Origin of the sequence: Virgibacillus byunsanensis, from assembly GCF_042675965.1 — a bacterium.
Classification (GTDB): Bacteria; Bacillota; Bacilli; order Bacillales; family Amphibacillaceae; genus Virgibacillus_R; species Virgibacillus_R byunsanensis.
The window spans coordinates 13,168-30,206 of sequence record NZ_JBHTKJ010000010.1; the positions used below are offsets into that span (position 1 = coordinate 13,168).

Annotated in this window: 19 protein-coding genes; 10 read left to right on the forward strand and 9 right to left on the reverse strand. The window is 36.1% G+C overall.

The window, feature by feature from the left end; translation table 11 throughout:
- Nucleotides 1-211 precede the first annotated feature (211 nt).
- Complete coding sequence (locus ACFQ3N_RS04630) at nucleotides 212-904, reverse strand: Crp/Fnr family transcriptional regulator (protein WP_390360017.1); 693 nt, start codon at nucleotides 902-904, stop codon at nucleotides 212-214.
- Nucleotides 905-1,114: 210 nt separating this feature from the next.
- Between ACFQ3N_RS04630 and ACFQ3N_RS04635 the strand changes: the two genes are divergently transcribed.
- Together ACFQ3N_RS04635 and ACFQ3N_RS04640 are read left to right on the forward strand one after the other, a co-directional pair.
- The gene (locus ACFQ3N_RS04635) at nucleotides 1,115-1,354 is read left to right on the forward strand and encodes a DUF2249 domain-containing protein (RefSeq protein WP_390360019.1); all 240 of its coding nucleotides are present in this window, start codon (nucleotides 1,115-1,117) and stop codon (nucleotides 1,352-1,354) included.
- A 218-nt stretch (nucleotides 1,355-1,572) separates the two neighbouring features.
- Nucleotides 1,573-2,703, forward strand: coding sequence for a TIGR04053 family radical SAM/SPASM domain-containing protein (locus ACFQ3N_RS04640; protein WP_390360021.1), 1,131 nt, complete (start codon nucleotides 1,573-1,575; stop codon nucleotides 2,701-2,703).
- Nucleotides 2,704-2,747: 44 nt separating this feature from the next.
- Here ACFQ3N_RS04640 and ACFQ3N_RS04645 read toward each other — a convergent pair whose 3' ends face one another.
- The gene (locus tag ACFQ3N_RS04645; protein WP_390360023.1) at nucleotides 2,748-3,569 is read right to left on the reverse strand and encodes an undecaprenyl-diphosphate phosphatase; all 822 of its coding nucleotides are present in this window, start codon (nucleotides 3,567-3,569) and stop codon (nucleotides 2,748-2,750) included.
- Nucleotides 3,570-3,703: 134 nt separating this feature from the next.
- Between ACFQ3N_RS04645 and ACFQ3N_RS04650 the strand changes: the two genes are divergently transcribed.
- On the forward strand, nucleotides 3,704-3,982 hold the full coding sequence (locus tag ACFQ3N_RS04650; RefSeq protein ID WP_390360025.1) for a hypothetical protein: 279 nt from the start codon (nucleotides 3,704-3,706) through the stop codon (nucleotides 3,980-3,982).
- A gap of 323 nt (nucleotides 3,983-4,305) precedes the next feature.
- Here ACFQ3N_RS04650 and ACFQ3N_RS04655 read toward each other — a convergent pair whose 3' ends face one another.
- Entirely contained in the window at nucleotides 4,306-4,482 is a 177-nt protein-coding gene (locus ACFQ3N_RS04655) for a DUF2929 family protein (RefSeq protein WP_390360027.1), read from the reverse strand.
- 137 nt (nucleotides 4,483-4,619) lie between these two features.
- On the opposite strand from ACFQ3N_RS04655, the gene ACFQ3N_RS04660 reads away from it, so the two are divergent.
- The gene (locus ACFQ3N_RS04660) at nucleotides 4,620-5,234 is read left to right on the forward strand and encodes a hypothetical protein (protein WP_390360029.1); all 615 of its coding nucleotides are present in this window, start codon (nucleotides 4,620-4,622) and stop codon (nucleotides 5,232-5,234) included.
- Between the two features lie 61 nt (nucleotides 5,235-5,295).
- Nucleotides 5,296-6,282, forward strand: a complete 987-nt coding sequence (locus tag ACFQ3N_RS04665) for a BMP family ABC transporter substrate-binding protein (RefSeq protein ID WP_390360030.1) — start codon at nucleotides 5,296-5,298, stop codon at nucleotides 6,280-6,282.
- 505 nt (nucleotides 6,283-6,787) lie between these two features.
- Here the strand turns inward: ACFQ3N_RS04665 and ACFQ3N_RS04670 are convergent.
- Entirely contained in the window at nucleotides 6,788-7,600 is an 813-nt protein-coding gene (locus tag ACFQ3N_RS04670) for a LysM peptidoglycan-binding domain-containing protein (protein WP_390360031.1), read from the reverse strand.
- Between the two features lie 439 nt (nucleotides 7,601-8,039).
- On the opposite strand from ACFQ3N_RS04670, the gene ACFQ3N_RS04675 reads away from it, so the two are divergent.
- From ACFQ3N_RS04675 to ACFQ3N_RS04690, 4 genes are all read left to right on the forward strand, one after another.
- Nucleotides 8,040-8,978, forward strand: coding sequence for a beta-ketoacyl-ACP synthase III (locus ACFQ3N_RS04675; protein WP_390360033.1), 939 nt, complete (start codon nucleotides 8,040-8,042; stop codon nucleotides 8,976-8,978).
- Between the two features lie 34 nt (nucleotides 8,979-9,012).
- A complete protein-coding gene (fabF, locus tag ACFQ3N_RS04680; protein WP_390360035.1) occupies nucleotides 9,013-10,251 on the forward strand; it encodes a beta-ketoacyl-ACP synthase II in 1,239 nt (412 codons plus the stop codon).
- Between the two features lie 243 nt (nucleotides 10,252-10,494).
- Nucleotides 10,495-10,701 carry a hypothetical protein gene (locus ACFQ3N_RS04685; protein ID WP_390360037.1) on the forward strand — a complete coding sequence of 69 codons (207 nt, stop codon included), beginning with the start codon at nucleotides 10,495-10,497 and terminating at the stop codon, nucleotides 10,699-10,701.
- An 85-nt stretch (nucleotides 10,702-10,786) separates the two neighbouring features.
- A complete protein-coding gene (locus ACFQ3N_RS04690) occupies nucleotides 10,787-11,548 on the forward strand; it encodes a YjbA family protein (RefSeq protein ID WP_390360039.1) in 762 nt (253 codons plus the stop codon).
- Between the two features lie 191 nt (nucleotides 11,549-11,739).
- On the opposite strand, the gene trpS is transcribed toward ACFQ3N_RS04690, so the two are convergent.
- Genes trpS through ACFQ3N_RS04710 form a run of 4 tightly spaced genes read right to left on the reverse strand, consistent with a single transcriptional unit; the run spans nucleotide 11,740 to nucleotide 14,722 of the window.
- Complete coding sequence (trpS, locus tag ACFQ3N_RS04695; RefSeq protein ID WP_390360040.1) at nucleotides 11,740-12,735, reverse strand: tryptophan--tRNA ligase; 996 nt, start codon at nucleotides 12,733-12,735, stop codon at nucleotides 11,740-11,742.
- A 14-nt stretch (nucleotides 12,736-12,749) separates the two neighbouring features.
- The gene (locus ACFQ3N_RS04700) at nucleotides 12,750-13,346 is read right to left on the reverse strand and encodes a hypothetical protein (protein ID WP_390360042.1); all 597 of its coding nucleotides are present in this window, start codon (nucleotides 13,344-13,346) and stop codon (nucleotides 12,750-12,752) included.
- Between the two features lie 17 nt (nucleotides 13,347-13,363).
- Nucleotides 13,364-13,792 carry a zinc ribbon domain-containing protein gene (locus tag ACFQ3N_RS04705; protein WP_390360044.1) on the reverse strand — a complete coding sequence of 143 codons (429 nt, stop codon included), beginning with the start codon at nucleotides 13,790-13,792 and terminating at the stop codon, nucleotides 13,364-13,366.
- Nucleotides 13,793-13,810: 18 nt separating this feature from the next.
- On the reverse strand, nucleotides 13,811-14,722 hold the full coding sequence (locus tag ACFQ3N_RS04710; protein ID WP_390360046.1) for a recombinase family protein: 912 nt from the start codon (nucleotides 14,720-14,722) through the stop codon (nucleotides 13,811-13,813).
- 425 nt (nucleotides 14,723-15,147) lie between these two features.
- Here ACFQ3N_RS04710 and ACFQ3N_RS04715 point away from each other — a divergent pair, with 425 nt between their 5' ends.
- A complete protein-coding gene (locus ACFQ3N_RS04715) occupies nucleotides 15,148-15,666 on the forward strand; it encodes a hypothetical protein (protein ID WP_390360047.1) in 519 nt (172 codons plus the stop codon).
- A 98-nt stretch (nucleotides 15,667-15,764) separates the two neighbouring features.
- Here ACFQ3N_RS04715 and ACFQ3N_RS04720 read toward each other — a convergent pair whose 3' ends face one another.
- The gene (locus tag ACFQ3N_RS04720) at nucleotides 15,765-16,691 is read right to left on the reverse strand and encodes a hypothetical protein (RefSeq protein WP_390360049.1); all 927 of its coding nucleotides are present in this window, start codon (nucleotides 16,689-16,691) and stop codon (nucleotides 15,765-15,767) included.
- Between the last annotated feature and the right edge of the window lie 348 nt (nucleotides 16,692-17,039).

Consider the following 17,039-nt stretch of genomic DNA (forward strand, 5'->3'; position numbering starts at 1 on the left):
ATTTCAGGGAAGCATTCCTTATCCTGTGGCAACACCTGTACTAGTACGTCCTCGAAATAGAAGTTCGCTTTTTCTTCGCTGTCGTAGCATTCCTTATCCTGTGCGTCAGAGCTGGACACGGCTTAATTATCCACATGCTCCTAATTTTATAGTACGCTAAACGACAAAAAAACGAGGAAACTGCCACCCTCGTTTTTCATTGCAATATAGGTTAAAATAACTCATCTTCCAGTGCATCTGTGTCCAAAACCAGAAACCCGGATTTATCGGTATTGATGAGATTTTTCTTTTTTAACTGTGTTAACGTTCGACTAACTGTTTCACGGCTTGAACCGATCATATTTGCTAATTCCCGGTTGGTAAATTGGGTAGTGACACGGATATGCTCATTTTTTGTTTCATGTCCATAATCCTTAGCAAGGCGTAACAATAACATAATAATCTGCTCATACGTGTTATGGAGAATTTTTTGTTCGAGGCGTTGTTGCAGATCAACCATTTTTTCACCTAACACACGAAACAGTTTCACGCATATTTCAGGGTGAGTGATTAAGAAATTCTCAAAAGATTGAATAGGGATATATATTAATACAGCGTCTTCAATTACTTCCGAGTGTGCTGGATAGTCATCTTGTCTAAAGAAACCTAGATGGGGAAACATATCACCGGGCTGTAAGACGTTCACAATTTGTTCTTTTCCATGGAAATCAGTTTTATAGATTTTCACTTTTCCCTGATCGATAAAGTAAACATTTGTCAAAGGATCACCTTGCATAAATATATGTGTTCCATGTCGATATAACCGATGGTTTGCCAGATCTAAAATGGGTTCCATTTCAAAATCGGATAAATCCTTAAATAATGTGAATTTTTGCAGAAGATCTTTAATAGATTGTGGATTCATAACGAGGAGTACTCCTTTCTATATAAATACAGTCAATTTACTGTCATTCTACCATGTTATGCTTAAAAATATGATGTTAATTGTGAAAAAATCTTGACACCGTGATAAAAATCATATGTATGTGGTGTTTTACCTCACAACAATCTCTGTAAATTCGTTCTATGCTATAGGTGGTTAAAAAAACAGAGTTAAAAACAGGAGGTAACAAATATGAATGATGTACAATATACTGCAAAAGTTCATGCACCAGAGATCGAGCCTAGATTTCGTCACCCAAGAATATTTGAAGTCTTTGATGAATTACAACCAGGGGAGTACATGGAGCTTTCAAATGACCACGATCCAAAACCACTTCATTACCAATTCATGATGGAAAGAGAAGGGACTTTTTCATGGGAATACTTAGAAGAAGGTCCAATGCTTTGGCGTGTGTGTATCGGAAAAAAATAAGGTAACGGAAAATGAGGTCCTTGAGTACGTATCAAGGATCTTCGTTTGTGTCTATTTTACGAAATTACCTCATAAAGTGAAAAACATCACATCTAGAAAATGTGATACATATTACAATTTAGTCAGTTACTTACTTCACTACTATAACTATTAATATAGTATCACTGTGACTAACACCCATTTTTAGAGTGTTGGTCAGTACTCTAAGGAGGGCTTATATGTTTCCGCAAGACTATAATGAAAATCCGTTTATTGTCATATGGGAATTAACACGTGCCTGTGAATTGAAATGTTTACACTGTCGTGCAGAGGCTCAGTATCATAGAGATCCTCGCGAATTAACATTTGAAGAAGGAAAAAAATTAATTGATGATATATACGAGATGAATAATCCGATGCTTGTTTTTACCGGTGGAGATCCATTAATGCGTCCGGATGTTTTTGAAATAGCAGAGTATGCTGTTAAAAAAGGTGTACGGGTGTCCATAACACCATCAGCAACACCTAATGTAACCAAAGAAGCTATGCAAAAGGCCAAGGATGTGGGGCTATCCAGATGGGCATTCAGTATCGATGGTCACAGTGCAGAAGTTCATGATCACTTCCGTGGTACATCAGGATCGTTTGATTTAACCATGAATGCTATAAAATACTTGAATGAACTAGGTATGCCATTACAAATAAACACAGTTATATCCAGATATAATTATGAGTACTTGGATGAAATGGCCGAAATGGTAGAAAATCTCAATTGTGTATTATGGAGTGTATTTTTTCTTGTGCCAACAGGACGAGGGAAAGAAACGGACATGATTTCACCAGTCGAACATGAACGAGTATTACAATGGTTATATAAATTATCAAAACGTGTTCCATTTGACATAAAAACAACAGCTGCCCAGCATTACCGACGTGTTGTTATTCAGAATAAGATGCGTGAAAAAGTGGCAACCAGTGAAGGTACGAACATTAATTATGAGGATGCATTAATGAAGGGTAATACTGGTATGATCGATGGATTGGGACGTGCTCCAAAAGGTGTTAATGATGGAAATGGTTTTGTCTTCATATCCCATACAGGAGACGTATTCCCAAGTGGACTCTTACCAATTAAAGCAGGAAATGTCAGACAAACTCCTTTAGCTAAAATTTACCGGGAGTCAGAAGTTTTCCAGAACCTGCGTAATCCGGATAAATATAAAGGAAAATGTGGCGTATGCGAATTCCGGCATGTATGTGGTGGTTCACGTTCAAGAGCTTACAATGTAACAGGTGATTACATGGAAAGTGAACCATATTGTGTATATATTCCAAAAGCAATGCGTAAAAAGAAAAAGTTAAAGGCATAAATAAAAATGGAGAATGTCTCAAGCGGACACATTCTCCATTTTTTCTATAAAAAGATAATAACGAGTGCTCCGACGATGAAACAGTAAAAAGCAAAGTATTTTAAGTTACCACTTTTCATTATGTTAATAAACCATTTTAATGCAAAAAAGGAAGCAATGATAGAAGCGATAAATGCTAATAGGTATGGAATCATGAACGCATTAAAATTTTCATCGGCAATTATATCTGTAACAGATAGTACAGTGATTCCAAGGCTTACGGGAACATAAAGTAAAAAGGAAAAACGTAACGCAGTTTCCTGTTTCATTCCAACTAGCATGGCCGCGACAATGGTAGCACCTGAACGGCTAATCCCTGGAATCAGTGACACCGACTGGGCAAAGCCGACGATCAGTGCGTCTTTGATATTTAAGTCACCATCATTTTTCTGACCGCGAAGATTTCGGATAATCCATAAAGCCAGTCCAGTTATGATTAACGTCACACCAACCACTGCTACTCCACTTAATTTTTCCCCTATATAGTCTTCGAACAATAAACCAATTACACCGGTCGGAATCGTTGCGATCACGAGGAATACAATAAATTGAAAATCCCCTTTGGCATCATCTTCTTTTGTTGTAATATAACGAATCCCATTCTGAATTAACCGGATAATATCTTTTCTGAAAACAAGAAGAACAGCAATAAGCGATCCGATGTTAACAAAAATCTCAAACGTTAACCCTTGCATATTAATGTTAAAGAGTTTTTGTAAAATAACCAAATGCCCACTTGAAGATATCGGAATTGGTTCAGAGAATCCTTGGAAAAGTCCTAAAAATATATACTTGAGTAACACCCATAAATCAGTAGCAACGTCCATAATACTACCTCCAATTTTCTTTTCGTTCTTACGTTAACCATGTCACCATCCCATAGGCATATGAATAGTCTAAATGGTGAGGAGGTTGAATAATGAATCAATATCAACATATGTATGATTTATGTAAAAGTCATATGCATTCTTATGTACTTGCAGAAACAACTGATGGAACACAGGTGGATGGCATTATTACAGGGTTAGATGACGAGAATGTGTATTTAGCAGTACCAACAGACCAGTATGAACAGCAGCAGATGCAACCTTATCCCGGCCAAAATTACCAACGACAGTTTGGATACGGGTTTGGCGGATACGGTTATCCGGGCTATGGATATGGGCGCCCTCATAGATTCAGACGTCTCATTCTACCTTTAGTGGCACTGACTGCTTTAAGTGCACTGCCCTGGTATTAAAATACACCATACAGAACAAAAGTTAGAAGCGCCCTTACAGGCTAAGTTCGTCACGTCCTTGAAAAAGAAAAGCACTTTTTCTGTGTGCCATGTTTTATTCAGGGAAGATTTCTTTATCCTGTAGCGTCATTAGTACGTCCTCGAAAAAGAAGTACACTTTTTCATCGTGCGATGTTTCGCTATCGAAGTATTCCTTGTCCTGTACGTCGGAGTGACTCAAACAGTTAATAATTTATCCATAGGCCCCTAATTTTATAATTTTCTAAGTCAATATAAAACCCTTGCCACAGCTCTAAAGGCAAGGGTCAATCATCCATTAAAACTTAATGATCACTTTCTTCTTTTAAAGCTCCACCTAAAGCAAATACACCCACTGATAAAATACCTGCTAGTATGATCGTGTGTGTGAAATTAAACGGATCTCCGGCCATGCTTGAAAGTACATATGATATAACTCCACTTATTAATAAAGCCCAAAATATTGCAGAAATAAATCGCATTATTACACCTCGTTTTTTATTCTTTGGTAAATACGTTTGCTATACATTCCTCATATATTTTATCAAATCGGTTTCAAAAATAAAAGTTATTTCTTTGACGAATCGATTGTAAGTTAATGTAAGGAGAGGAGATCACTATGTTATATTTGGTTAGCAATTGTTATGATTGGATTGGTTATCATCTTGTTACCACACTATTAGAAAATGGCTGTCATGTGGAAGGAATTGGTGATACGTCATCACAAAAACAGGAGCATTTATCCATGTTTTTTGCAAGAAATGATCTTTTTACCGAGGTATCCAAACCTAAAACGAAGGAATATGATGTTGCTTATCTAATTGGCGATGACGACCTTGAAACAGATGCTAAAGCGAAAAGGACCGTAAGATTGAACGATAGTAAAAAATCTCGGAATCATAATCAAGATACATTAAACATAAAACTTCCACTATTATTTGGCGAGTGGATGCCAATGAATGAGGAGGGGATATATGACGGGGATGAGTTTATTTCGTTTGATTCTACTAATTTTCAAACAAATGCTATCCATGTTGAAGATTTTATGAAAAGCTTGTTACAGTGGACTAAATCGACAAATATCGCAACCGAATTGGAAGTGTTTTCTGAAAAAAATAAGGATAGAAAAGAAATAAAACTTGAAAATTCTATATTTCTCCGTGACAATATTCCTATGGATGAAAGTTTAGAGAAGGTAAAAAGTCATTATAAACAGTTCAGGAAATTTTACTAGGTGTAAATTAAATTATAATTGAAATTATAGAAGGACGTCTTGTTACAGTTCCTAGATTGGAGTGCCGACGTTGAAAAAAACCGTTGCCATACTATTGTTTGTATCAGCAATTATAGTCATCTTTTTATCCAGTTGTAGTCATTATTTTAACCAAGGTGAGATTCAAAAGGTTGGTATGTTAGTGGAAAATCCGATCCATGAACAGGCTTGGACTAAAAGAGGATATGAAGGTTTGCTCGACATCAGTGAGAAATTTGATGTGGAAGTATACTACAAAGAAGGAATACAATCTGATCAGGAAATTGCGAATGCAGTGGATGAGTTTGTTAATGATGGTGTAAATCTCATATTTGGACATAGTAATACGTATGGGAAAACATTCATGGACATTTCACAATTTTATCCCGATGTTCATTTTGTTTACTTTAATGGTGGATATTTTTCCGATAATGTCACGAGCTTGAACTTTAATGCTCATGCGATGGGTTTCTTTGGTGGTATGGTAGCAGGCGAGATGACAAACACGAACGAAGTAGGGCTTATTGCTGCCTATGAATGGCAACCAGAAGTAGAAGGATTTTACGAAGGTGTTAAATACCAAAATCCGTCTGCAAACGTACATATGGATTTTATTAGGGATTGGAATGATCAGGATACAGCTTTAGATGTTTATGATGATATGAGAAGAGATACAGTTGACGTTTTTTATCCTGCAGGGGATGCGTTTAGCCAGCAAGTGATTCAACGAGCAAATGAGGATAGTGCATATGCAATCGGCTTTGTTACAGACCAATCGCATATTGATCAATCAACTGTGTTAACGAGTACGATCCAACATGTGGACAAGCTATATACGTTAACTGCTGAACGATTCGATAATAACGAGCTCAAGGGTAGTATTTTAACATTCGATTTTCAGGATGAAGTGATTTCCTTAGGAGAGTACAGTTCAGAAGTACCTGAATCATTCCAGCGTGTGCTGGATGATTCTATAGAGACATATATTGAAACTGAATTATTGCCAAATGAACTAGAAAACAACCGATAGAGGGCATCTATCGGTTGTTTAGATTGGCTTATTTCGTAAGTTTTATTGCTTTTAATCTTCGCAGTTGATATAAACTGCGACGTAACTTGATGTGACGGTAACCTACCGCTACGGAAATACACTTCGCTTTCCGTGGGCGGCTGGTGAGCCTCCTCGAGCTAACGCTCTGCGGGGTCTCAACTAGGCCTCTGCTCCCACAGGAGTCTACGTGTATTTCCTCCGCTGTTATTTCCGTTACTGTCTTGGGACTGTATCAGTATTAATAAAACACCTTACCAGTCAGGGTGAGCGGAGGGCGGTGACTCCTGCGGGAACAGCACGTGTCCGAAGACCCCGCAGAGTGGTTTTCTCGAGGAGGCTGAGGCCGTGCCCGCGGAAAGCATCCGCCCGTAGCGGTCCCAGACGGCGGCAATAGCGCGTGTTCTTAGAAATAAGCCTAAAGTTACTTCGCAGTTTATATCTATTCTGGCAAAAACAATAATTTCTTAGAAAACAGCCTTTAGTTTTAACTATTCACGAAGAAGACTTTTGTCCGGACAAGGTCTTGAATGGATCCGTCCTGGGCGCTTCTAGTATATACTTGCAGTTCTCCAAGTGAAGCTGTTGGGGCATTATCAAAAGCTATATTGTCTCGAAATTCACTATAAGATGGTGCGCCATACCGAGCTGTTGTGGATGTTTCTTCTGTAACTATGACGTCATTATTATCAATAAGTCGGTACAGAACATTAGCCTCAAAAGATCTAGCATATCCTTCTATTACAGCATTATCCCGTACGACAGTTCCTGGCAAGGGCAGGGTGACAACAATGTTCTCTGAAGTTGGCAGTGGAATAATGATGCCTAGACCTTCCACAATAAGATCTTGAGTTACTGCTGGACGATTCAAATTGGCAGTGAGAATTTGATCGACAGGAATACCGGTTCTCTCAGAAATTGAGGCGATCGTATCATTGGTTTCCACCTCGTAGATAAATGCAGGAATTTGTATTTGTTGATTGGGGAAAATAAAGTTAGGGTTGTGGATGGTGTCATTGATACCTACTAATAAATCTGGGTAAACCGAAAATCGCTGTGACAACGAACCAATTGTATCTCCATATTGAATCACATACAGCGTTTGTGTTTTAGTAGTAAACATTTTAGGAATAATTAACAATTGACCAACGAAAATAACGTGTGGATCTGTATATGGGGGATACAAGGAATTGTATTGGGTAATGGCGTCGACTTCACTTTCATAACGCATAGCAAGACTATATACGGTGTCGCCCGGCTGAACAGTGTGAAGGATATGTGTTCCTCGCCTTATTGTCATAAAATCACTCCTTTGTTGATAGTGTATAAAATATATAACTTGAAATTTATGTATACTTATCTATAGAATCAACCACGTCCAGCTCCAGCGCCCGTGCTGCTAGTGGGCTTCCTGATCCTCCTTACGATAAGTCAACATCGAATCGCTACCGCTCTTCGTGTTTCCTTTAAGGAAGATCGACTAACTTCGCCGCTTTGCGCGGCAACGTCGACCCACCCGCGATGCGCGGGCGCAGCCCATACGTCGCTAAACGGGCACTTGCGCTTTTGTTCCATCATTAATGTATATGAATGGATAGTGGGTAAATATACAAATGATTTCATTTGTAAGGGTGTATCCGTATTTTTGTTTCTTGCAAATTAGCAATAAATGCATTAAAATTAGTACCAAGTCATAATATTTGATAATAAAAACTTCAAGTATATAAGGGGATGGAAATATGGATGTTGGTGTATTAGGAACAGGTCATTATCTTCCAACAAAAATACTAACAAATAAAGATATGGAAAAAATCGTGGATACAAATGATGAATGGATAAGAACAAGAACAGGAATAGAAGAGAGAAGAATTGCTGAAGATGACGTTGACACTTCAGACATGGCTTTCCATGCTGCTGAGGAAGCTTTAAAAGAGGCAAATGTAAAGGCAGAAGATATTGATTTAATATTAGTTGCTACAGTTACACCTGACACACCTTTTCCCTCTGTGTCTTGTATGCTACAAGATAGATTAGGAGCTACAAAGGCAGCTGCGATGGACATTGGTGCTGCTTGTTCAGGATTTATGTATGGCATCGTAACGGCAAAGCAATTTATTGAAACGAAGGCATATAAAAAGGTTTTGGTCATCGGAACCGAAAAGCTGTCTAAAATCACCAACTGGGAGGATCGCGGTACATGTGTTCTTCTAGGTGATGGTGCAGGTGCTGCAGTGATTGGTGAAGTTTCAGAAGGAAGAGGGATTTTATCATTTGAGTTAGGGGCAAATGGCGCAGGTGGCAAAGAGTTATACCAAAACGAAGACGACCAATTAGTGATGAATGGGCGCGAGGTATATAAATTTGCTGTTAGACAAATGCCAGAGTCAACCGTTAATGTCGTCGAAAAAATAGGACATAGTAAAGAAGATGTCGATTATTTAATACCGCACCAAGCAAACATTAGAATTATGAATGCAGCCCGTGAGCGGTTAGGAATATCTGAAGATAAAATGGCTACGACCATTAAAAAATATGGGAATAATTCCTCTGCATCTATACCGATGGCTTTATCAGAATCTGTTAAAAGTGGTAAAATTAAAGATGATGATTTAGTCGTGTTAGTAGGATTTGGTGGAGGACTTACGTGGGGTGCAGTATCGTTACGTTGGGGTAAATAAATATATGAGATATGTTTAATAGGAGGAGTACTATATGGAGGAAAGAAGAGTAGTTATCACAGGACTTGGAGCTGTTACTCCTGTCGGCAATGATGTAAAAACAATGTGGGATAATGTTGTAGCAGGGAATTCAGGTATCGACTTTGCCACTCGTGTAAATAAAGACGACTTTCCTGCAAAAGTAGCTGCTGAGCTAAAGGATTTTGATCCAACTTTATATATGGATAAAAAGGATGCCAGAAAAATGGATCCTTTTACACAGTATGCGGTTGCAGCTTCGAAAATGGCAGTGGAAGATGCAAACTTAACGATTGATGAATCCAACAGAGATAGTGTAGGTGTTTGGATCGGATCTGGTATAGGTGGTATGAAAACTTGGGAAGACCAACACACCAAGTTCTTAGAAAAAGGACCGAAACGAGTAAGTCCTTTCTTTGTGCCAATGATGATTCCAGATATGGCAGCAGGGCAGGTATCCATTCAGCTAGGAGCAAGGGGAATTAATTCTTGTAGTGTTACAGCATGTGCGTCTGGAGCTAATTCAATTGGTGATGCATTTAAAGCGGTTCAACGTGGCGATGCTGACTATATGATCGCTGGTGGAACAGAAGCACCTATTTCAAATATGGCTTTTTCCGGTTTCTCTTCGATGAAAGCTTTATCATTGAATCAAGACCCTAAAAAAGCAAGTCGTCCATTCGATGCTAATCGTGATGGTTTTGTAATGGGTGAGGGATCAGGCATATTGATTCTTGAAACATTAGAATCTGCTCTTGAGCGTGGTGCACATATCTATGGTGAAATCGTTGGGTACGGTGCAACAGGTGATGCCTATCATATTACCGCACCAGCTGAAAACGGTGAAGGTGCAGCAAGAGCAATGCGACACGCGATTAATGACGCGGGTGTTACAGAAGATCAAGTAGATTACATTAATGCACACGGAACAAGTACAGAACTAAATGATAAATTTGAAACAGAAGCAATTAAACGAGTTTTTGGTGATTATGCCAGCAAAATTGCAATTTCCTCGACAAAATCCATGACAGGCCACTTATTAGGTGCAGCTGGTGGAATTGAATCTGTCATTGCTATTAAATCAATTGAAGATAGTGTAATCCCAGCTACGATCAACTATGAAACACCAGATCCGGCGTGTGACCTTGATTATGTACCGAACAAGGCAAGAAAGCAGGATGTGAACGTTGTGGTGAGCAATTCACTTGGATTTGGTGGTCACAACGTTGCGTTGGTTTTTAAAAAATATCAATAATAGAAGCATGAGATTGGATGAAGCTGACCTGTGATGGGTCAGCTTTTTTGGCAGTTAAGAAAATATAAAACTTTCTTATTTGCATAAGTGCAACTAGGTCATTCGCCATAAAGGCTTAGCAAATGCCAAGTTTTCTAATATGCAAATTTACTAGCAGTCTTGTCCTACAATTTAAATCATGTATTTCAAATTCGTGCATAAAATGAAATAAATGTGCTGGACAAGCATGAGGTGGGGATGGAAATGGGCTATATCTTTATTTTTTTACTTGGATTTGGACTAGCTGTTACTGGTGGCGTTACAATCATTGCATATTCTAACTTCTTACCTGCTGGTTTGACCTGGATTGAATATTTTATTTTTATTAAAGGAAGAATCGAATGTTATTTTTTGCCAATTGGATTCCTTTTGATGGCTATAGCAATATCTAGATATCCAAACAACTCTTAATCTGATACACAATCGAATATTTTTTTCAAATAATGGTCATAATGTATCTTAAATGATTTCATTCAAAAAAAGTGAGGGTTGTTTTATGATGTATTTACACGATGTTTGGGTGAATTGGTTTGAAGGAGAAGAAAATGGGTATAGTGTGTGTTACTTTCACGAATGGCGTAAGGAGGATGGGATAGAATTATTAGATCAGGTTCCATTACTATACATAACACAAGCACTCTATAACTATATAGAAAACGATATGCATGACCTTCCTAAAGGCTTATTGGATAGTATTTACAAACGTGCGTATGTACGGAAAGGGCAAGAAAGAACAATGCTCGATTATGCATGTGTAGTAACAGATGGAAACGATATTGTAGCGATAGACACAATTGGCTATCAAATTCCTATCCGAAAAAGTAGATTAATTCCAAGACAAGAGCACCTGGTTTTCGATATGGTCCGAAACACGAAGCCTCAATCGTTTAAATTTAATGAGAATTTAGTTGAAAAAGAGTATCATATGTTATCCATGACTCCAGAACTAATTTTTGGGCTGACGAGAAGAGAACGACAATTAAAGCAATTATTAATGATGGCGCTGGATCAGTTGCGTACGACTAATAATTTAGAAGAGTTACGATACTGGTTAACGGAATGGGATCCTAAACAATATCCATTCATCCGTTATATGGATGAAGAAATGGTATGGAACGCACTACTCGAGGGTGTAAGGCAAGGATGGAGTAATGCCCATGAAGACTTATGTGCCAAGTTAATAAAGGGACAAGCTTTCTTGGAGCAAATGTGGGAGTTAGAACAAAATCCGGAGCAGAATACGTCCAAACAGAAATAATATAGTGGAAACACGTAAATAAGTGTGCTAAGCGTGGAATTCCAGTACACGAATGCGGAATAACCAGCGAAAACGCGGAATTCCAGTACACGAACGCGGAATAACCAGCGAAAATGCGGAATTCTCATACAAAAGCGCGGAATAACCGCAAATAGGAGGATATTCCAGTACGGAATATCCTCCTTCTAATGCTATTTCTTCTTTTTAACTCGACCTAATCCGATTGCTTTCTTAGCTTTAGTAAGCATCTTGTTCGCTGGAATAGATGCTTTATCTGCACCATGATCTAAAATATCATCCAATTTCTCGGAATCAATCAATGCATCGTAGCGGTCCTGAATTGGCTTTAATACATCAATTACAACTTGTGCAACATCACTTTTGAAATCGCCATATCCTTTTCCTTCATACTTAGCTTCAATTGCCTCGATTGATTCGCCAGTACAGCTTGAATATATCGTCATCAAGTTGGATACACCGGCTTTGTTTTCTTTATCAAACTTCACAATACCTTCTGAATCCGTTACAGCGCTCTTAATCTTTTTCTCTATTTTTTTAGGCTCATCAAGCATGGAAATATATGCTTTCTCATTTTCATCTGACTTACTCATCTTTTTAGTCGGTTCTTGTAAAGACATAATGCGTGCACCAACTTTAGGAATGCTTACCTCTGGAATCGTAAAAATGTCGTTAAATTTATTGTTGAATCGTTGAGCCAAGTTTCGAGTGAGTTCTAGATGCTGCTTTTGGTCCTCACCTACTGGAACGATATCTGTCTTATATAATAAAATATCCGCTGCCATTAATGGTGGGTATGTTAACAGACCTGCTGAAACGGCTTCTTTACCAGTTGATTTATCCTTAAATTGTGTCATTCGCTCCAGTTCTCCAATGTAGCTAATCGACTGTAACATCCATCCTAATTGAGTATGTGCAGGTACCTCTGATTGAATGAATAGAGTTGATTTATCAGGATCAATCCCTGATGCGAGGTATAATGCAGCGAGAGAACGTATGTTGTGTCTTAACTTTAAACGATCCTGTGGGACTGTGATAGCATGTTCATCGACAATACAAAAATAACAGTCATGATCTTCTTGTAATTGAACAAATTGCTGCATGGCTCCTAAATAATTACCAATCGTTAATGTACCACTTGGCTGAATTCCGGAAAATATTTTCTTCATTTCGATCACTCCATCTACATCTTTTTAAAAACAAAAAAAGCCCATTTATCCCTAAATACAGGGACGAATGAACCCCCGTGTGCCACCGTACCACTAAACTTTGGGTATGCTAATTCCTCATTCGTCCCATTAAATTCATCTAAAGCCTCTATTATAAAGTTTATTATACTAGCCTCATCTTTTCCAATTTTGTTAGGATCTTTATCCCATAAGGTAGCTAAAAGACTAAATAGGACTATTTGATTTTGTTCTTTTACTTTCTTTTTACTAACTCTTCCTTTTTCCGTTTTTATTTCTTGTTTTAATTCTTTAAACTTTTCAGTAGGTACGGTGGCGATGCTCATTGACTTCTTCGCAAACTTTAAATTCATTACAATTTCCTTATTTGGCTTATACTCAATTGATTCTATCACATGTTTTAAATAATTTCTTACTTGCTTAGTTGTTTGATTTTTATAAAGGGTTTCAGGCTGAAGTAATAACCCTACGACTTCCTGCAATTCAACTTTTTTCATGCTTTGTTCTTCTTGTTCATCATTTAATTCATTTTTCTGCTTTCTTAACTGTCTAATATGTTTTGATAATTCCTCACCTTGACTTATTAATTTCATCTTAAAATCTGGATCAGTTACCTCGCCAATACTTGATATAACATTCTGCTCTGCAATTTCCGCTTTTTTAATTTTGTTTTCAAGTTCATTAATTTTTCGAGATATGCAGTATTGTTTTCTAATGCATCCTTTTGATAATTGTATAACGTTTTTAATACATTAAGCAGTACAGTTGCATTACCAAATATGTCAAGAACTATATTATCAACCTTTTCACAACGTACCATTTTCTTATTACTACAGTTTTGACCTTTACTTTTTATAGCTACATCACATTTATAGTAATAAAACTTTGAGCGTGTACCATCTTTTTTTGTTTTTCCCATTGTATAAGTACCATTCATAGCCCTTCCGCATTCATTACACTTCAACATGCTAGATAATAGATAAGGGTTATTTTCTCTTTGAGGATCATAGTGCTCTTGTTTAGGCTTTCTTGCTTGCATTTTTTGTTGAACCTTCTCCTATGTTTCAAATGAAACAATTGGAGTGAAATCAGGTTCTTTTCCTTCTCTAAAATTTTTACTCCAATACCATTCTTCCATCGGACTATCTTTTCTTTTCTTTTTAGTTAGTCTTTCTCTTCTGTTCTTTACCATGTAACCTGTGTAAGATGGATTTCTAAGTATTCTCCAGATTTTCTTACTGTTAAAGTACACTCCATTATAATTGTTCTCAGTCCCATTTTTACGGTATTTTTTTATATCATTTTCATTTAAAATATCGGCAAATTGCTCATCTGCTAAACGTACTATTTCACTTAGGCTTTTATCATTTTCTAAATACCATTTAAAAATATTTTTAACCAACTCAATTTCTTTTGTATCCCCTAAACAATACCTTTTTCTCTTTCTTTCATTAATTTCTACTTCTTCTATTGAAAGCCCAATCGGAATGGGCCCTCCTATATAGCAACCCATATCTACAAGTTCATTTATATTGGCTTTTACCTTCTTTCTCACATCTTCACGCATATTTTGGTCAAAAATTGACTGGATTAAATCCATCATTGTGTTATTGTTCCAGTCAAGGAGATTTACTTCCTTGCCACTATTTGCTAAGAAGATTTTAACGCCTTTTTCCTGTAAGTTGGTGGTCATATTTATAAAGTCCTTAACTACACGAGTGTAACGACTGCTATCATAAAATATAATGTACTTAATATTGTACTTATCAATATCTTCTAACAGTTGTTGGAAAGCAGGACGGTCTTCAAAGTTTTCACTAGAAACATCTTCATCGTAATAACCCTCATTAACAAGTGTAATAGAGTTGTTATCTGCAAAGCCCTTAATTGCATTATATTGCTGTTGTGGACTAATTTTGTTTCCAGTTTTATCTACACTTGTTCGTATATAAGCGGCACCTAGTTTCATTATATAACCTCCATTTCCACCATTAATTTGGGTGAAAACCCTTCTGTATTAAGAGTTATAACCTTAAATATGTATTTACCTTTGTATAAAATTAATTAAGATTACAAGGCTTCTTTTTAATAATACTTTGTCCTTGTCTTTTGCACAAAATTTTTGTATGAAGAAGACACTTCAGATAAAACAATTATACTACCTTTTTCCTAATTTGATAAAGAATGAATTAGTCACAGTTACCAGTTTGATAATTGGACAAAATTTAGGATGGCAAATTTTGATTATCAATATTTATTTTTATACCCAAGGATGTCGTAAATTAAGAATATGAAACTCAAAATGATATGGGTCTTAACTTCTTTTATATTATTGGCGGAGAAATTAGAGAAAACGCGTTAAAATAGTTTTAAATAAAATGGAGGTGAGTGGACATGGGGAAAGTGATTGATTCTCTGTGGCACAAATTGGCTTTGTTAGCCTTAATGATTTACTACTCAGGAATTTTTACAACTATATGCTTACCGATGATGTGGTTACATTACAGAATACCAGCTATAAATTATTATATTTTTTCTTTAGGGATATTGATTTTGGGTGGGGTGATATTCAATGTGATATTAAATATTTATCCAATAAAAGAAGAGGAATTAGAGGAGAAGATCCCAAAGTATTTTGTTATCAACACTTTTGCTGGTAAATTCATTGCCTACTGTTTACTTAGTCTTACCATTTTTGTTTTAACAGATAATTTTATTGTTAGTATATATTATTTATTGTTTTTGATGGCTGGGGGATTTTTTTGGTTTTGTATCCTTAGAGGATATATTTTGGCGAGAAAGGATAATAAAGAAAGTGAAATTGAAAAAGGTATTACATGGCAAGGAAGGGTAATGGTGTTTAGTATCCCAATTTCTTTAATACTCGGATATTCTATGTTTTATTTAAAGTAATACGTTTTTTATATTTATAGCTGTAAGTTGAATGTACTAATTAAAAAGTATCAGTTCAACCTACAGCTATTTTAATTTTAAAAGTCCAATTCGGATCTTTAAAATGGTATATCTTCACTTGTGATCACAATATCCCCTTCATACAAGTATTTGACAAGACTTGCAAATTCAGGATTATTCACGTCTCCTTCAAATACTTTAATTATGAAACTTTCTACTTCGATTAATGCACTTTCTTTGATGGATTCATCTAAGTCTCTAACCTCATCATGAATGAAATATATAAACTTAATAACTCCATTGAAGTACTCATATGAACCATTTTCTAAATGCTTTAGCCTATAACAATTTTCTTGATAGTTCCAATCTATGGCGTAGTTAGAATTAAAATCAAATTCATATGTATGGTTGTATGTACATTTATTCTTTCTAATTGAAAACGGCTCCTCAACTTCTCCATTTATTACAGATTCAACTAGATCGTAAACGTCGGAAATCGCTATTTGTCCGTACCAATCATAGTGTGGATTTAGGTGAGAAATATTAATGTGTTTTTCTAAATCGTTTTGTTTAAGATGGTCACCATCTATTCCAAAATGGCTGAAAATATCTTTAATTTTAACAGGACATTCCATCTCCAACCCAATTGTTTTTCTTTTTCCTATTTTTACATTATTTATCAATGCAAGTTCATGAAAAGAAGTATAAAGACGTTGAGAAAATATTGATTTTGTTTTTTTGTAAAAATACTTTTGAAAGTTCCTTATTTCTTCACAAAAATTAAAAAATACCATATTGTCTTTAATATGTATTGATTCCTCTTCAATTAAATAATCCATGAGTCCGCTGTAATTTGTATATCCCCGTGTTGAATTATTATTAGAGATGATTCTAAATTCCTTTGAACGATTCCATGAAATAAAATAATTGAATGCATAGTTTTTCTCTATTAATTTGAAATGGTAGGTCTCTTCTAAAGTATTGAGTTTGTTTTCGTTAATTATGTTTAGTATATTTGTTTCCATCTGCCTATGAATAAACTCCAAAAAATCCTCATAAAAATTAAGATAACCTTCACTATAAATGCTAGTCTAAGTATGTACAGAAACGATTGTTTAAGAATGTACAGTTTGGATGATTAACTGCATAATATTCTTGAGGTGAATATTGTGCATATTGCAGTAAATGTAAACACAGAAATAGAAATTAATAGTCTTTTAGATTTACCAAAATTAAAATTGTTATTGGAGGGATCAAAGATTAAAATCAACAAAAGTAAATTAGCACGAGATATGGGGGTTGACCGCAATGTCATCAAGCTAAACTTCAAATAATTTCCAATTTTATATAATGTGTTTTATTTGAATATTACA

Bases quoted from the DNA above. Each gene is read 5' to 3' on its own strand.
- ACFQ3N_RS04630 (WP_390360017.1), bottom strand. From the start codon at position 904: ATGAATCCACAATCTATTAAAGATCTTCTGCAAAAATTCACATTATTT.
- ACFQ3N_RS04635 (WP_390360019.1), top strand. From the start codon at position 1,115: ATGAATGATGTACAATATACTGCAAAAGTTCATGCACCAGAGATCGAG.
- ACFQ3N_RS04640 (WP_390360021.1), top strand. From the start codon at position 1,573: ATGTTTCCGCAAGACTATAATGAAAATCCGTTTATTGTCATATGGGAA.
- ACFQ3N_RS04645 (WP_390360023.1), bottom strand. From the start codon at position 3,569: ATGGACGTTGCTACTGATTTATGGGTGTTACTCAAGTATATATTTTTA.
- ACFQ3N_RS04650 (WP_390360025.1), top strand. From the start codon at position 3,704: ATGCATTCTTATGTACTTGCAGAAACAACTGATGGAACACAGGTGGAT.
- ACFQ3N_RS04655 (WP_390360027.1), bottom strand. From the start codon at position 4,482: ATGCGATTTATTTCTGCAATATTTTGGGCTTTATTAATAAGTGGAGTT.
- ACFQ3N_RS04660 (WP_390360029.1), top strand. From the start codon at position 4,620: ATGTTATATTTGGTTAGCAATTGTTATGATTGGATTGGTTATCATCTT.
- ACFQ3N_RS04670 (WP_390360031.1), bottom strand. From the start codon at position 7,600: ATGACAATAAGGCGAGGAACACATATCCTTCACACTGTTCAGCCGGGC.
- ACFQ3N_RS04675 (WP_390360033.1), top strand. From the start codon at position 8,040: ATGGATGTTGGTGTATTAGGAACAGGTCATTATCTTCCAACAAAAATA.
- fabF (WP_390360035.1), top strand. From the start codon at position 9,013: ATGGAGGAAAGAAGAGTAGTTATCACAGGACTTGGAGCTGTTACTCCT.
- ACFQ3N_RS04685 (WP_390360037.1), top strand. From the start codon at position 10,495: ATGGGCTATATCTTTATTTTTTTACTTGGATTTGGACTAGCTGTTACT.
- ACFQ3N_RS04690 (WP_390360039.1), top strand. From the start codon at position 10,787: ATGATGTATTTACACGATGTTTGGGTGAATTGGTTTGAAGGAGAAGAA.
- trpS (WP_390360040.1), bottom strand. From the start codon at position 12,735: ATGAAGAAAATATTTTCCGGAATTCAGCCAAGTGGTACATTAACGATT.
- ACFQ3N_RS04700 (WP_390360042.1), bottom strand. From the start codon at position 13,346: ATGAAATTAATAAGTCAAGGTGAGGAATTATCAAAACATATTAGACAG.
- ACFQ3N_RS04705 (WP_390360044.1), bottom strand. From the start codon at position 13,792: ATGCAAGCAAGAAAGCCTAAACAAGAGCACTATGATCCTCAAAGAGAA.
- ACFQ3N_RS04710 (WP_390360046.1), bottom strand. From the start codon at position 14,722: ATGAAACTAGGTGCCGCTTATATACGAACAAGTGTAGATAAAACTGGA.
- ACFQ3N_RS04715 (WP_390360047.1), top strand. From the start codon at position 15,148: ATGGGGAAAGTGATTGATTCTCTGTGGCACAAATTGGCTTTGTTAGCC.
- ACFQ3N_RS04720 (WP_390360049.1), bottom strand. From the start codon at position 16,691: ATGGAAACAAATATACTAAACATAATTAACGAAAACAAACTCAATACT.